16 protein-coding genes and 1 pseudogene are annotated in these 15,009 nt (G+C 69.7%); 3 read left to right on the top strand and 14 right to left on the bottom strand.

All coding sequences use genetic code 11. The features are described 5' to 3' along the window. The 3 genes from HO151_RS03825 to HO151_RS03815 all read left to right on the top strand — a co-directional run. A partial coding sequence (locus HO151_RS03825) for a HAMP domain-containing sensor histidine kinase (protein ID WP_173894696.1) occupies window positions 1-686 on the top strand: 686 nt, incomplete at its 5' end. 139 nt (window positions 687-825) lie between these two features. Continuing rightward, complete coding sequence (locus tag HO151_RS03820; protein ID WP_173894695.1) at window positions 826-1,851, top strand: D-alanyl-D-alanine carboxypeptidase family protein; 1,026 nt, start codon at window positions 826-828, stop codon at window positions 1,849-1,851. 7 nt (window positions 1,852-1,858) lie between these two features. Continuing rightward, window positions 1,859-2,848 carry an endonuclease/exonuclease/phosphatase family protein gene (locus tag HO151_RS03815; RefSeq protein ID WP_368039409.1) on the top strand — a complete coding sequence of 330 codons (990 nt, stop codon included), beginning with the start codon at window positions 1,859-1,861 and terminating at the stop codon, window positions 2,846-2,848. A gap of 439 nt (window positions 2,849-3,287) precedes the next feature. Here HO151_RS03815 and HO151_RS03810 read toward each other — a convergent pair whose 3' ends face one another. The 14 genes and pseudogenes from HO151_RS03810 to HO151_RS03750 form a co-directional block, all read right to left on the bottom strand. Further along, complete coding sequence (locus HO151_RS03810; protein ID WP_173894694.1) at window positions 3,288-3,494, bottom strand: hypothetical protein; 207 nt, start codon at window positions 3,492-3,494, stop codon at window positions 3,288-3,290. A gap of 10 nt (window positions 3,495-3,504) precedes the next feature. Then, window positions 3,505-4,068 (bottom strand): hypothetical protein, encoded by a 564-nt coding sequence (locus HO151_RS07345; RefSeq protein WP_254594702.1) that lies wholly within the window; start codon window positions 4,066-4,068, stop codon window positions 3,505-3,507. 56 nt (window positions 4,069-4,124) lie between these two features. Further along, on the bottom strand, window positions 4,125-5,318 hold the full coding sequence (locus tag HO151_RS03800; protein WP_368039408.1) for an alpha/beta fold hydrolase: 1,194 nt from the start codon (window positions 5,316-5,318) through the stop codon (window positions 4,125-4,127). Window positions 5,319-5,461: 143 nt separating this feature from the next. Further along, a complete protein-coding gene (locus HO151_RS03795) occupies window positions 5,462-6,340 on the bottom strand; it encodes an LLM class flavin-dependent oxidoreductase (protein WP_173894693.1) in 879 nt (292 codons plus the stop codon). A gap of 147 nt (window positions 6,341-6,487) precedes the next feature. Next, window positions 6,488-6,955, bottom strand: coding sequence for a cupin domain-containing protein (locus HO151_RS03790; protein ID WP_173894692.1), 468 nt, complete (start codon window positions 6,953-6,955; stop codon window positions 6,488-6,490). Between the two features lie 329 nt (window positions 6,956-7,284). Beyond that, on the bottom strand, window positions 7,285-8,199 hold the full coding sequence (locus HO151_RS03785; protein WP_173894691.1) for an NADP-dependent oxidoreductase: 915 nt from the start codon (window positions 8,197-8,199) through the stop codon (window positions 7,285-7,287). 259 nt (window positions 8,200-8,458) lie between these two features. Next, on the bottom strand, window positions 8,459-8,968 hold the full coding sequence (locus HO151_RS03780; RefSeq protein ID WP_173894690.1) for an SRPBCC family protein: 510 nt from the start codon (window positions 8,966-8,968) through the stop codon (window positions 8,459-8,461). A 3-nt stretch (window positions 8,969-8,971) separates the two neighbouring features. Continuing rightward, window positions 8,972-10,039 (bottom strand): alkene reductase, encoded by a 1,068-nt coding sequence (locus HO151_RS03775; protein ID WP_173894689.1) that lies wholly within the window; start codon window positions 10,037-10,039, stop codon window positions 8,972-8,974. Window positions 10,040-10,094: 55 nt separating this feature from the next. Continuing rightward, complete coding sequence (locus HO151_RS03770; protein WP_173894688.1) at window positions 10,095-11,045, bottom strand: alpha/beta hydrolase; 951 nt, start codon at window positions 11,043-11,045, stop codon at window positions 10,095-10,097. Between the two features lie 247 nt (window positions 11,046-11,292). Further along, window positions 11,293-12,120: a helix-turn-helix transcriptional regulator gene (locus tag HO151_RS03765; protein ID WP_173894687.1), complete on the bottom strand. Its 828-nt coding sequence runs from the start codon at window positions 12,118-12,120 to the stop codon at window positions 11,293-11,295. 257 nt (window positions 12,121-12,377) lie between these two features. Continuing rightward, on the bottom strand, window positions 12,378-13,316 hold the full coding sequence (locus HO151_RS03760; RefSeq protein ID WP_173894686.1) for an NADP-dependent oxidoreductase: 939 nt from the start codon (window positions 13,314-13,316) through the stop codon (window positions 12,378-12,380). A 113-nt stretch (window positions 13,317-13,429) separates the two neighbouring features. Beyond that, on the bottom strand, window positions 13,430-14,257 hold the full coding sequence (locus HO151_RS03755; RefSeq protein ID WP_173894685.1) for a helix-turn-helix transcriptional regulator: 828 nt from the start codon (window positions 14,255-14,257) through the stop codon (window positions 13,430-13,432). Between the two features lie 65 nt (window positions 14,258-14,322). Beyond that, the gene (locus HO151_RS07680; RefSeq protein ID WP_368039411.1) at window positions 14,323-14,568 is read right to left on the bottom strand and encodes a hypothetical protein; all 246 of its coding nucleotides are present in this window, start codon (window positions 14,566-14,568) and stop codon (window positions 14,323-14,325) included. A gap of 23 nt (window positions 14,569-14,591) precedes the next feature. After that, window positions 14,592-15,009, bottom strand: a pseudogene (locus HO151_RS03750) (3-oxoacyl-ACP synthase); the annotation flags it as partial.

Genomic DNA, 15,009 nt, shown 5'->3' with positions numbered 1-15,009 from the left:
CCGGTGGCCGGGGCGGTGACGAGATCACCGAGATCTCGGCCACCGTCGACTCGATGGCCGACAGCCTGCGCGAACGTCTGCAGACCGAGCAGCGCTTCACCGCCGACGTCGCCCATGAGCTGCGTACGCCACTCATGGGCTTGGTGACCGCGAGCGGGCTGCTTCCGGAGGGCGAGAGCACCGACCTGGTGCGTGACCGGGTGGGGGTGCTGCGGACGCTGGTGGAGGACCTGCTGGAGATCTCCCGGCTCGACGCGGGCGCCGAACAGGCCGAACTCAGGCCCGTACCACTCGCCGAAATGGTCGGGGAGTCCGTGGCCCGCACCGGGCTGGACACGCGGTTCACCGCCACCGGTGCCCTGTCGGCGCAGACCGATCCGCGCCGACTCGACCGGATCGTCGTCAACCTCGTCGTCAACGCCCACCGGCACGGCCGCACACCCGTCGAGGTCGAGGTGGCCGGGACGACCGTGACGGTACGGGACCACGGCTCGGGCTTCCCGGCGGAGCTGCTCGCAGACGGCCCGCAGCGGTTCCGCACGGGTGCGTCGGAGCGCGGCCGCGGGCACGGCCTCGGGCTGACCATCGCGCTGGGGCAGGCCCGGATCCTCGGGGTGTCGCTGGAGTTCGCGAACGCTCCCGATGGCGGGGCGCTCGCCACCCTCCGGCTGCCGCCCGCGGGCTGACGCCGAACGGCCGATACCGAACGGATACCCGGCCGAGCGGTGCCCGAGCCGTGGCGGGGGCCGAGCGGAGATCCGCCCCGCGGAAGGTGGTCGACGTGCGTGAACGCCGCGCACCCGCCCCTCGGAGGTGTCCCTTCTCATGTCACCGGTTCCCTTTCCCGGAGAGCCCGGCGCAGACCGGGCCCAGCCCTCGTCGTCCACCGGCTCATGGCTCCGGCCCTGCCAGTGCGACCGGTCCGGGCGGCGCTCCACGGCCGGCCTCGCCGCGGGCGCCACGGCACTGGTCACCCTGGCGGTCCTCGCCGTCGCCGTGCTCGCCTCCGGCAACAGCCCCGGAACCGGAGCGCGCTCGCTGCCGTGGCCGGCGGAGGGGCAGACCAGCGTGGTGGTCGAGGGCCTCGGCGCGCACGGTGACCTCGGTACGCGGGGCGAGCGGACACCGGTGCCGATCGCCAGCATCACCAAGGTGATGACCGCCTACGTGATCCTCCGCGACCGTCCGCTGCGCGCGGGCGAGGACGGTCCCCTCGTCACTGTCGACCGGACCGCCGCGAACGAGTCCTTCTCGGGCGTGGAGTCGAGCGTGCCGGTCAGGGAGGGCATGCGGCTGAGCGAACGACAGCTGCTGGAACTGCTGTTGATCCCCTCCGGCAACAACATCGCCCGGCTGCTGGCCCGCTGGAACGCCGGCTCGCAGGATGCCTTCGTCACGAAGATGAACCGGGCCGCCCGTGACCTGGGCATGCACCACACCACCTACACCGGCGCCAGCGGCATCGAACCCACGACCACCAGTACCTCGGCCGACCAGCTGAGGCTGGCCCGCCGAGTCATGCGCGACGAGGTGTTCCGGACCGTCGTCGCCATGCCCAGCACCACCGTGCCCGGTGTCCCCGGGACGATCCGCAACACCAACACCCTGCTCGGCACGGCGAACGTGATCGGCCTCAAGACCGGCTCCAGCACTCCCGCCGGCGGCGCCCTGATGTGGGCGGCCACCGCGTCCGACAAGGACGGCCGGGACCGGCTGATCCTCGGAGTGGTGCTGCACCAGCGCGCCGGCACCGACCCCCGCCAGGGGCTGCGGGCCGCTCTTGCCACGAGCCACGCGCTGATAGAGGGCGTACGGCGATGGCTGTCGACGACCTCGCCCGGAACACGGTGAGACGGCCGTGACGAACTCCCCTGACACCGCGACCGCCCGGCCGGAACACGATTCCATCCACCTGCGGAACGAGGACACCGGTGTCCGGCGACCGCCGCTGGCCCTCGGCTCGCTCGCGGTCCTGGCCACGCTGGTGATGCTGGGCCACGCCCTCGTCCCCAACCGGATCGGCCATCTCGGCAGCCTCGTCGAGACCTTCCTGCCCTGGACGGGCCTGGCCGTGCCGCTGCTGCTCCTGTGCGCGTCGGCTCGCCGGTCCAGGGCCGCCGTGTCCTTGGCCGTGCTGTCGGCCGTCGTCTGGTGCTCGCTCTTCGGCGGGACACTCGTCGACAAACGGAAGGACGGCGGCAACCTGACCGTCGTGACGCACAACGTCAACGAACACAATCCGCGGCCGGTGCGCACCGCCCGCGCCCTGGCCGCCTCCGGCGCAGACGTGGTGGCTCTCGAAGAGCTGGGCGGCCCGTCAACAGCGGCGTACGAGAGAACGCTGGCCGGCACCTACCCGTACCACTCCGTGCAGGGCACAGTCGGTCTGTGGAGCAGGTATCCGGTCGCCGACGCCCGTGCGGTCGCCATCGCGCCCTGGCCTCGTGCCCTGCGCGCCACCGTCCGCACGCCCGAGGGACCGGTCGCGGTCTTCGTCGTCCATCTGATGTCCGTCCGCTTCACCGCCGGCTCGGGGTTCACCTCAGACGCACGTGACGCGGCCGCGCGGCGACTCGCCGCCGTCGTGCGCGCCGAGCCGCTCCCCCGCACGATCCTCGTGGGCGACCTGAACGGCACGACCGACGACCGGGCATTTTCCGGACTCACCTCCCAACTGCGGTCCGTGCAGACCGAGTCGGGCGCGGGATTCGGTGCCAGCTGGCCAGCCCCGTTCCCGGTGGCCCGGATCGACCACATCCTCGTACGCGGTGTGCAGCCACGGTCTGCCTGGACCCTCCCGGCCACTGGCAGCGACCACCTGCCGGTGGCGGCGTCGGTGCGGGTGTGAGCGCGGGCTTCCGGAACGGCTGGCTTGATCTCCTGGAACTGGCTGTCCCTGCGCGCTCGCGCTCCGGGCGCGCAGGGACAGCCCTCCGTTCCCACCTCTCCCAACGGAATATGCCCAACGTCCCTCACCCCCTGAAGCGCCACACTTAGATTCAACCGGTCAAGGCAACGCTCTCGGCTGGTGTGCGGAATCCCAGGAACTTGCGCGGACGGTTGTTGCGCTTCGTCGCGAGGGCATCAAGATCGTCTTGGCTGAACGCCAACAGGTTCGTGCCTTTAGGCAGGTATTGCCGCTCCTATGCAGGCCGACGGCACCGCCCTTCGACCCCGCACCGCGGGCCCCGGCCCTGCGAGTGGTCAGGGCCGTAGAGACCCACACGGCTTCCCATTCCCCCACTCCGGAACAGGGTGTTCCACAAGCGGGCCGCGCCTGCTCACACTCACCGAGTGCGCCGGGCCGACGTCAGGCCCCGCAGACCCAGGGCGATCACGAAGACGGACAGCACCAGCGCCAGGACGGGAATGATCGCCGTGCCGTCGCGCAGCGATGTCGCCGAGCCGGTCAGGCCGATGACTCCGAGGCACAGGACGAGCACGGCCTGCACACGGGTAGCCGGGATCAGTTTCGAGTGGGTCTGGTCAGTCATGTCGGTCTCCCTACGTGGTGGGTTGTGATCTCCCACTGCCCTCGGGGAGGGCAATAATGCAAACAACTGTCCTGCACACGTAAGGAGTTGAAAGCAAGCAGGTGATCCGGGACCTGGCGGACGACCTTGGTCCACAGCACAGGTCTGGATCGGTCGCCCCGGGAAGAAATCGCCGGGAAACCCTCCGGTTTCTCGTGGGACTGCAGCCAGACCAGCCCGGCAGGATCGGTATGAGGTCCCCCGAGATGCGGAGGGTGGCCAGGGGCCTTCGCCAGTCGCGAGCGGTGTGACGTAGGGCGGCGGCGATGTTGGTGCGGCCGTCCTGACGGTGGACGCCGATGGCGAGGTTGCGCAGGCCGCCCATGATGCGTGGGAGATGGCCGGCATGGATCCTGGAGTCGTCCTCGCGGAACGTGCGGTCGCGGACGTGGTGCAGAAGATTTTCGATCTTCCAGTGCCCTCTGATCCAATCCGCGAGCTGGGCACCGATGACAGCGCCGGGCGGCAGGCTGGTGATCAGGTAGACGCGCTCGATGGTGAGCTTGCCGCTGGTGAAGTCCCTCCTCCAGCACACGACTTGCAGGGCCCGGCGTGCGTCGGGGTAGTCGAGGTGGGCGAAGGCGGCGGCCTTCAGCCGCCGGATCTCCAGGCGGTGATGGGCCCGCGTACGGTAGTGGTGGTCGAGCCTGATCTCACGCCATGGCAGGCGGCGGACCCTGTCGACGGGGGTGTAGGTGAGGAACAGTCGGGCCGGGGTGGAGCAGACAAGAAGTGGAGAAGCTCGCGGGCGAAGGCATCAGGACATTCCTCGGGCACGAAGTGGCCACTGCCTGGAATCACCACACCGGCCAGTCGCTGCGCGACCGTGTTCAGGCTGTCGGCGAGTTGGGTGCCTGTACTGTGCTCGCCGCCGACGGCGAGTACCGGCATGGGGAGGATTCCTCCGGTTTCTCGCCAGGTCCGGTTGGTGCGGCCGTCATCAAGGAGGGTGCGGTAGTGCGCGAAGCCCGCACGCAGTGCTTCGTATCCGCGGTAGGAGGAAGCGACGGCGGCGACCTCTTTCGGAGGGAAGGTCCCTGGTACTGCGGACAGCCAATTGAACCACCAGGTGAGGAAGTCGCTTTCCCGGCCATCGAGGAGCAGCTCGGGCAGTTCTTCGGTCATGAAGAGGCCGAAGTGGAACAAACCACCGGAGGCCACGTCCATTGCCTGTTCAAGACCGAGGCCGGGCAGGGCGAGTTCGACGAGAACAAGGCGTTCGACCCCCTCGGGATGGCGGCGGGCGTAGGCGAAGGCCACCATGCCACCGATGTCGTGCCCGATGATGCGCACGCCGCCGTGGATGCCGAGCTGCGCGAGGAGTTCACGCATGTCTTCCGCTTGTGTGTCCTTGTCGTATCCGCTCAAGGGACGGTCGGAGGCACCAATGCCGCGCAGGTCGGGCGCGATGACGCGGTATCCGTGCTCGGCGAGGGTCGGCATGAGGTATCGCCAGGCCCGCCATGTCTGGGGCCAGCCGTGTAGAAGAAGGACGGGCTCACCGGACCCGCCGACCACCGCGTGCAGCCGGGTGCCGTTGACCGAGACGGTGATGCTTTCGAATCCGTCGGGGAGGGGCGTTTCGTCGCTCATGGGACCACCTGAGGTCGGGTCGAGGAAGAAGACCAGGATTTTCTGGTCGCGGGGGCCTGCGAAGTCGGCGGCGAGCCCGGCCGCCATCTGGTCGGTGAAGGGGATGCAGGCTTCGGTGAGCTCGGTGCGGAGCAGTGAAGCCAGCTCGTCGGGTGAGGCGTTCTCGAAGCCGGAGGGGGTGAGAGAGGGCACTGCTCTGGAAAGGAAGACCCTGACGGGTACGGCCGAGCCGTGCAGGACACCGCCCTTTCCCGTGTGGATCCGTGCTCCGGTCCGCGCCACGGGAGGTCACCCCTGTGCAAGGCATGTTGCCCGGGCCGGGAGCACAAGGAGGTTCACGTCCCTTGTGCGAGGGCCTCGCGGACTGCGGGTACGACTTCGGCGGCGAACGCGCGGATCTGCTGGACGTGATCTCGCTCAGGCCAGATGACGAAACCGTTCATCCCGATGGTGCGAACGAGGGTGACAAGGTGCTCGGCCCACTGGGCGGCGGGCCCCTGGAACGGGCCGGCCGACTTCGGCTGGATGACACCGGAGATGTTGTAGACCCGGCGGATCGTGTCCGGATCGCGGCCCGCCGCCAGCGCCGCGTCGTTGATACGGCGGACAGCCGTGGGCAGTGCGTCGAGTCCGAGGTAGGCGTGCGACGGCAGCCAGCCGTCCGCTTTCGCGCCGGTCAGGGCGAGCATGCGAGGTCCGTAGGAGCCCAGCCACAGTCCCAGACCGGGGGCCGGTGCCGGACCGGGGTGGACGCCGGCGAGGGAGTAGTGCGCGCCGTGCGTCCGCACACTGCGCTCGCCGCTCCACATCGCCCGGATGACGCTGATGGCCTCTTCGAGCGCGTCGACAGCCTCCTTCGGCGTGCGCCGAGAGCCACCCATGGCCTCGATGGCCTCCCAGAAAGCTCCGGCGCCCAGACCGAGCTGGACCCGGGAGCTGCTCAGTCTGTCCAGGGTCGCCGCAGCCTTGGCCAACACCGCCGGCAGGCGCAACGGCAAGGAACTGACCGTCGGGACGAGCGTGACCTGTTGCGTCCGCGCGGCCAGAAAAGTGAGCAGCGTCCAGGTGTCGTCGAACGCTGCTTGGTAGGGGTGATCCTGGATGGTGAGAAGGTCGAGGCCGAGACTGTCGATGAGCAGTGCTTGCTCACTGGAGCGGCCGATGGGTAAAGCGTTCGGCTCTACGTTCGCGCCGAACAGGACAGGCAGTGACATGAAGGTCTCCTGAGCAACCGGCGCTCGACGCTGGCCGGCGCTGGTCATAGATGATGGAAGGCAACGGACCAGCTGTCGTCTCGGAGGCAGCGCCTTCAAGAGCAGGCGACAGCCGTCCCGGCCCGGGCACCCTGGTCCGTGAGCGGTTCAGCGCGGCGGGCCGAGGATGACGCCGCCGTAGAGTTCGGAGGCTTCCGCCAGGAGGGACTTGGGAATCTCGAAGCCGTCGGGGCGCGGGGTGGTGAGGTCGCGGCCGGCGTGGCGGAACATGTCCTCGATGCCGCCGGGTGTGGCGATCATCAGAAGGTCGGCGCGGTCGGAGGTGATGCGGTAGCCGTGCGGGACGTTGCGGGGCAGGTAGACGATCCCGCCTTCGCGCAGTTCGTGTTCCTGCTCCCCGGACCACACCAGGGCGGTGCCCTTGATGAGCATGAACACCTCGTCCTCGCGGGTGTGCAGGTGGAACGGCGGGGCTTCGCCCTTGGCGACGTCGAAGCGGCCCACGGTCAGCTTGCCCTCGGTGGCTTCCTTGTCGAGGAGTACGGAGAACGTTCCTCCGTCCAGCCATTCGAGCTTCTGCTGCTGTTCGGGCTGTGCCAGATAGGCCATGGTCATCGGGGACCTCCAGGGAAACTCCGGCCTTCAGGCCGGGACGGAATCGGATCCTTGCAGCGCAAGGGCAAGGGATCGGGATCCGCCCCGGAGCGAATCCCGGTGCTCTGGCTCGCAGGCCTGAACATGACTGGTGCTGTGAGTTGGTGAGTGCGACCGCACACCACGTTCACCTCTGGCGAGGGAAGGGCGCAGGAGAGACATGGGCGAAGTGAGGGCCGGTATGGGCCGCTGGATACGGACTGACTGGAGATGGAGCTGGCCAGCTGGTTGTGGGTGGTTTTGCGGGGCCGGCCTCTGGGGGTGAGGGGCCGGTGGCCCGTGGGCGGGGGTCAGCTGACGGTGAGGACGAGCTTGCCGCGGCCGTGGCCGCTGTCGCTGACCTGCTGGGCGGTGGCGGCGTCGGCGAGCGGGTAGGTGGCGCCGACCGTGACGGTCAGGGTGCCGTCGGCGGCCTGCCGGGCGAGTTCGGCGAGGCGGGCGGCGGAGCGGCGCTGGGGGCCCTGGGCGAAGACGATGCCGAGTTCGGCGGCGCGGAAGTCGGCGGTGGTGACGATGCGGTCGGTGGTGCCGCGCAGGGTGATGGAGTCCTCCAGCGCGCCCTTGCCCGCGGCGTCGAGGACGGCGTCGATGCCCTGGGGGGCGAGCGCGCGGACCCGCTCGACGAGGTTGTCCCCGTAGGTCAGGGCGGTGGCGCCGAGGGAGGTGACGTAGTCCTGGTTGGCGGGACCGGCGGTGCCGATGACGTGGGCGCCGCGGGCGACGGCGAGCTGGACGGCGATGGTGCCGAGCGCGCCAGAGGCGCCGTGGATGAGCAGGGTCTCGCCGGCCTTGATGTCGAGGAGGTCCAGGACGCGTTCGGCGCCGTCGCTGGCGACGGGGAGGGCGGCGGCGTGGGTCCAGTCCAGGGTGGCCGGTTTGGGGGCGAGGACGGTGGGGTTGGCGAGGGCGTACTGGGCGTAGGAGCCGGTGTCGGACCAGCCGAGTACTTCGTCGCCGATCTTGAGCTGGGTGACGCCTTCGCCGAGGGCGTCGACGGTTCCGGCGATCTCGCCGCCGGGGATGGCGGGGAGGGGGGTGGGGAAGATGGCCTCCATGGTGCCGGAGCGGATCTTTCCGTCGACCGGGTTGACGCCGACCGCGTGGACGCGGACGCGGACCTGGCCGGGGCCCGGCTGGGGGATCTCGATGTCGGTCTCGTGCAGGACCTCGGTGCCGCCGAACGTGTCGAAAACGATGGCCTTCATGGCTGTTCTCCTTGGATGAGGTGGTGTGGCGACCGCGATTGTGTGGCCAGCCACGCAAAAAGTAGCACCAATCATGTGGCTAGCCAAGTAATTCTTGGATCGGGTGTCCGCGGCCGCGCAGGCTGGACTGGCGAAGGGAGATCCGGCCGATGCCGGTGGGCTCCCGAAAGGTCGTGGGCGGCCGGCCTGGACCCGGGGAATCTAGGAAAGCCTGCGTCGAGGCGGGCGGATCCCTACGGGTGCGGCCCCGCGTACCGGCCTACTTGCCGGCTTCCGCTGTTTCGATGACGTGGACGCACCGGTCGAGGGCGACCACCATGTAACGGTGCCAGAGAGGGGCGAAGGGGCCGGCAAGGATCCAGCGGCGGCCGGGCAGCGGCTTGAACTCGTAGGTCCAGCGGATGAGTGTGCCGGCACCGTCGGGGTTGACGTTGAACTCCCCGCGGACACCGGCCGCGAGGCGCGAGAGGACGTTGGTGAAGCCGGTCAACTGGTAGGCGAAGCTGGAGCCGGCCACGTACTCGGTGAGTTCTTCGTCGACCTGGGAGCCGTCGTCGAACTGCGGATTTCTCCGCACGCCCACGTGGTCCCAGGCCTCGGTCTGGTTCTTCACACCACTGATGCCGGGGAACGGGGCCACCGGGCGGAAGACGGCGGGGAGGTCGATGGGCATCAGAATGCGGAAGGCTTCCCGGGGCGCCGTGCGGGTCCGCTGCTGGACGGTGATGCTCACGGTGCGGTCGGCCGGGCCGATGAGGAGTGTGGTCATGGTTCAGCTCGCAGTGCGGGTGAGGAGGGCGGGGTAGTCGATGTAGCCGCGGTGGTCGCCGCCGTAGAAGGTGGCCGGGTCGGGCTCGTTGAGCGGGGCCCCGGTACGCAGACGGTGAGGCAGGTCGGGGTTGGCCAGTGCCGTGGCGCCGACCGAGACGACGTCGGCCAGGCCGGATTCGAGATCGGCGAGTCGGGTGTCGAGCGGGGTGCCGCCACGGTTGACGATCAGCGCCGTGGACCACTGCCGGCGTATGCGCCGCAGGAGTTCCTCGTCGGGCCCCTGGACGATGTGCAGGTAGGCGAGGCCGAGCGGGTCGATGGCATCGACCAGCGCCGGGTAGAGGTCGTCGGTGTCGTGCTCGCTGATGTCGTTGTAGGGGTTACCGGGAGAGATACGCAGGCCGGTGCGGTCGGCGCCGATCTCGGCGGCCACCGCGGACGTCACCTCGGTGGCGAAGCGGATCCGGTGGGCCACGGAGCCGCCGTACCGGTCGGTGCGCTCGTTGGCGTTGGAGGAGAGGAACTGGTGGACGAGGTAGCCGTTGCCTGCGTGGATCTCCACGCCGTCGAACCCGGCGGCGACGGCCGCCGCCGCCGCGCGGCGGAAATCGTCGACCACAGCCGCGATCTCGTCGGCGGTGAGGGCCCGGGGGACGGGCATCTCCTGGGGGCCGGTGGCGGTGAACATGACGCCCTTGGGCTGTACGGCCGAGGGGGCGACCGGCGTGCGGTGGTGCGGGGTGTTGTCCGGGTGGGAGACACGGCCGGCGTGCATCAACTGGACCACGATGCGCCCGCCCTCGGCGTGGACGGCGTCGGTGACCTCGCGCCAGCCGGCGATGTGCGCGCCGGTGTGGATGCCCGGCGTTAGCAGGTAACCCTGACCGTCTTCGGACGGCTGGGTGCCCTCGGTGATGATCAGGGCCATGGAAGCCCGCTGCCGGTAGTACTCGACATTGAGCTCGCTGGGACGGCCGTCCGCGAGAGAGCGGTCACGGCTCATGGGCGCCATGACGAGCCGGTGCGGCAGCTTCATGGCACCGATGGTGACGGGGGTCCAGACAGTCATGAGTGAGCGCTTTCTGCTGTAGGGCGACGTCGATGCCGAACGGAGTGGGGAAGGGCTAGAGGGAGGCGAGGGCGCGTACGCGGTCGGCGACGGCCCGGCGGGCGACGTCGATGCCGAAGGCGATGGAGTCGAACTCGTGCGGCACACCGGGGTGGAGGTGGAACTCCACGGGTACGCCGGCCCGGCTGAGCTTGAGGGCGTAGGCGAGGTCCTCGTCGCGGAAGGCGTCGAGCTGGCCGACCTCGATGTAGGCGGGAGGCAGACCGGTCGCGTCCTTGAGGCGGGCCGGGGCGGCCGTGGCGGGTACGTCGGGCCCGCCCGCGGCGTCGCCGAGCAGGGCCGGCCATGCGGTGCGGCTGTCGTCGTAGGACCACAGAAGGTAGGGCTCGATGTGCGCATCGGGCGTGGGGGTGCGGTCGTCGAGCATCGGCATGAGCAGGATCTGTCGGGCGATCGCCGGACCGCCGCGTTCCCGGGCGAGGATCGACAGCCCCGCGGCCAGTCCGCCTCCGGCGCTGTCGCCCATCACACCGATCCGCGCGGGGTCGACACCCAGTTCGCCGGCGTGCTCGTGCAGCCAGCGCAGGGCGGTGTACCCGTCCTCTACCGGTGCGGGGAAGGGGTGTTCGGGGGCCCTGCGGTACTCGACCGACAGCATCGGCACCCCGCTCGCGGAGACGTAGCGGGCAACGGGTCCGTCGAACAGGTCGATGTGGCCGAAGATGTAGCCGCCGCCGTGGAAGAACAGCGCGGCCGGACCGGCAGGGGCGCCTGTCCTGGCGTACCAGCGCATGGTGATCTTCGTGCCGTCGTCGGCGGTCGCGTGGTACTCGGTGGTCGTGACGTCGGCCGGGACCGGCTGAGCCGCCGAGGCGGCACCGATGATCGGTTCCCACATGGCGCGGCGCGCGGCCACGTCGCCGACCGGCGCAGGGGTGGCGCCCGCCATGGCCTCGGCCATGGGGGCGAACACCTGGGCGAACTCGGGGTCCAAACTGAGTGACATGACTGTCCTGCCTTCGTAGGTGGTTGGGTCTGATCGTCATTCGTGGAATCAGCGGGCCCGGAAGTCCCGGCTTCGGCAGGCCAGGGCACGCCGTTGGGCGGCTCGGTAGACCTGACCCTCCGGAATCCCACGCCGGTTCGGCCGCCAACCGGGAGACGCGACACGCAATGTGATTCAGGTCTGAAACGTTTGGTGAGGGCGCTCCGGTTTCGAAGCGGCATCACAGGATGAGAGGGCTGCGAACGCCCTAGGGACCGACGGCGAACAGCATCTGGAGCTTGCCCCGGCTGGGGGAGCCGGGTGTGGCGGTGAACACCAGCAGCCGCTGGCACTGCGCGGGATCCACCAGCACCTCGGAGTAGAGCTCCAGTTCCCCCAGCTCGGGGTGCAGGTAGCGCTTGAGGTCGTGGTGATGGGTCACCCCCGCCTCGTGCAGCCGCCAGACCTCCGCGAACTCGGGACTGGCCTCGAGCAGAGCCGCGACGATCTCACCGGCCCTGCCCGTGGGATCGGCCGTGTAGGCGTCCCGGATCCCCGCGGCGAGAACCCTGCCCCGTCGCGGATGGTCCTCCTCCGGATGGAGGCCGCGGACCTGCTGATCGCCGGTGAACCAGCGGTAGACCAGGTACCGGGACAGCCCCGAGTAGTGGGTGAAGTCACCGAGCAGCGCGATGGCTGGAGGTGTCTGCAGGAGCGTCTCACCGAAGCGCGACATCAACATCGCCGGCACATCGAGGAGACCGCCGACGACCCGCATCATCGCGGGACCGATATGATCATCTCTCATGATCCGCCGGGGTGCCGCGATCCCGCCGAGGGTAAAAAGGTGATCGCGCTCGTCCAGGCTGAGTCGCATCGCCCGGGCGAGCGCCGCGAGCATCCGCTCCGAGGGGGCCGGACCACGCTGCTGCTCGATCCGGCTGTAGTAGTCGGCCGACATACCGGCCAGCGCCGCCACCTCCTCGCGCCGCAGCCCGCCGGTGCGGCGCCGCTGCCCGCGAGGAAGCCCGACATCCTCCGGCTGCAACGCCTCACGGCGTGCGCGAAGAAAATCCGCCAGCAACACCCGGTCCATCGTCCGATCTCCCTTGTTCGACAAGCCCATCCTGACGCGGACGGGAGAGTGGATGAAGGGCCACTTCATCAGGGGACGAGTTGTCCGTGGCTGGGCCGACAGCACTGCACAGGGACAGCCGGACGGCCCTCATCCGCCCCCAGGCGGCATGCCTCATGCCGAATTCGGCCCAGTTTGCTGGGGGCGTACAGGTACATCCCAGGGCTGTGTCGCGTGCAGGGAGCAAGCCGGCGGCACACTGTGAAGGGCGACGCTGCCTAGACGAGCGAGCCGGGGGGAAGGACGATCGCCTTTCCGGAGATCGGACCCGCGGCGGCTTCGGCATGCAGGGCCGGCAGGTCGGCCAGTGGCACCCGCCGGGCGATGTCGACGCGCAGCTCGCCGGAGTCGACCAGCGCCACCAGTTGTGCCAGCTGGGCGGCGTCACTGTTGACGAAGAGGTTGATGCCCCGCACGCCGCGTTCCTCGTCGGACGGAGCGGGCATCCACACCGTCGTGTTCACCACAACACCGCCGTCGCGGACCACACCGGCCAGCGCGGCCAGCTGCGCCGGATCGACCGGCGCGAGATTGAGCACGACGTCGACCGGCTCGGCCAGTCGGGGAAGGCCGTGGCCGAGCACCTCGTCGGCGCCGGCCGCCTTGACGCGCTCGCTGCTGCGCGGCCCGGCCGTGGCTATCACGTGGGCCCCGGCGCGCTTGGCCAATTGCACGGCGTAGCCGCCGACCGCGCCACCCGCGCCGTTGACCAGCACGCGCTGGCCGGCGGTCAATTTGGCGTGGTCGAAGAGGGCCTGCCAGGCGGTGAGACCGACCAACGGCAGCCCGCTGGCATCGGCCAGCGGAATGCTCGTGGGCGCCGGCGTCAGGATCCCGGCCGGTGCGAGGACATATTCCGCGGCCGCGCCGGCGCCGGTCATCGGCAGGAAGCCGACAACCCGGTCACCGACCTCGACGCCGTCCACGTCCTCGCCCAGCGCGTCGACCGTGCCGGCGACGTCGATGCCAGGGGTATGGGGCAGAGTCACCGGGATGGGGCCCTGCATGAAGCCGGCACGGATGTTGCCGTCAACCGGGTTGAACGAGGTCGCAGCCACCCGGATCCGGACCTCTCCGACGCCGGGGACCGGCTGTTCCACCTCTTCGTAGTGCAAGACGTCCGGGGCGCCGTACTCGTGGAAACGCACTGCCTTCATGGCATGCCTCAACTTTCACAATGCGGGAACTGATTCAGATTTGAATCAGTTTGTGGTTGGAGCACACTTCGACTTCGAAGCAATGCTCAGGGGCGTGAGAGAACTGAAAACCGCTAAGGAGCGACAGCGGCCAGAAGCTGGAGCTTGTGATGGCTCGGGGAGCCGGGCGTGGCGGTGTAGACCAGCAGTTGCTGGCACTGCTCGGGATCTATCAGCATCTCGGAGTAGAGCTCCAGTTCCCCCAGTTCGGGGTGCAGGTAGCGCTTGAGGTCGTGGTGGTGGGTCACCCCGACCTCGTGCAGCCGCCAGATCTGCGCGAACTCGGGACTGACCTCGAGCAGGGCCGCGACAATCTCACCGGCCTTGCCCGTGGGGTCCGCCGTATAGGCGTCCCGGATCTCCGCGGCGAACACCCTGCCCCGTATCGGATGGTCCTCGACGGGGAAGATGCCGCGGATCCGCGGATCATGGGTGAACCAGCGGTAGACCAGGTACCGGGACAGACCCGAGTACCGGGTGAAGTCGCCGAGCAGCGCGATTGACGGACGCGTCTGCAGCAACGCCTCGCCGAAACGCGACAGCACGGTGGCGGGCACGTCCGATAGGCCGGCGACGATGCGCATCATCGTGGGACCGACGTGGTCGTCACGGATGATCCGCCGCGGCGCCGCGATGCCGCCGAGGGTGAAGAGGTGGTCGCGCTCGCTCAGGTTGAGCCGCAGCGCCCGGGCCAGCGCCGCGAGCATCCGCTCCGACGGCGCCGGGCCGCGCTGCTGTTCGATGCGGCTGTAGTAGTCGGCCGACATGCCGGCCAGCGCGGCCACCTCCTCGCGCCGCAGCCCGCCGGTGCGGCGCCGCTGCCCACGGGGAAGCCCGACGTCCTCCGGCTGCAACACCTCACGACGTGCACGGAGGAAATCCGCCAGCAACGCCCGGTCCATCGTCCGACCTCCTTTGTTCGACACACAGATCCTGGCGTGAACCCGGGATCTGAGGAAGGCCGACTTTAACCGGGGACACATTGTCCCTGGCTGAGCTTCGGCCGACTCATCCAGGCGGGACTGTCAACGAGCGGGGGCCTTGACCCCTGATCTTGGACGCACGAGACACTGGCTACGCCTGTGCGCGATGGCGGGCGGCGGCCCGCAGGCGACGCGACCCTCGGCACAGGTCTGCGCCAGCAGGAGGGGATGGAGGCGGCGCTGGTGTTGCCCACGTGCTGCAGGTTGTGCAGTCGGCGCTCTGCGGCAATCTTCAGGCGGGCGGCGACCGCGCTCAGAATGCGGGCGTTGGCCTGGGGGGTGCCAGATGATCGATGTCCTGCACGCGCCAGCCAGCCGCGTGTGCCGCGTCCTGGGCGGCCGCGCCCATGCGGTGGACCGCGTGCCGGAACAGGGCGGGGCCGTCCATGCACAGGGGGCCGCCGTGCGGTGCCTGGAGGAGACGGTGGTGGGCGCCGCCGCTGCCCAGGACGAAGGGTTCCAGCGCTCCGGGTTCGTCGCGGCGGCGCCGTCGCCGAAGACCGCAAGGGTGGAGCGGTCGTCGGGGGGCGAGCAGCGAGGTCAGGCGGTCCGCGCCGATGACCAGGACCGTGTCCGCGGTGCCGGCCGCGATGAAGCCCGCCGCGTTGGCCAGGGCGTAGAGGAAGCCGGTGCACGCGGCCGCGACGGCGACGGCGCCGGACAGGCCCAGC

The sequence above is a fragment of the Streptomyces sp. 8P21H-1 genome, from assembly GCF_013302945.1.
This window is presented reverse-complemented; position numbering and strand designations above follow the sequence as displayed.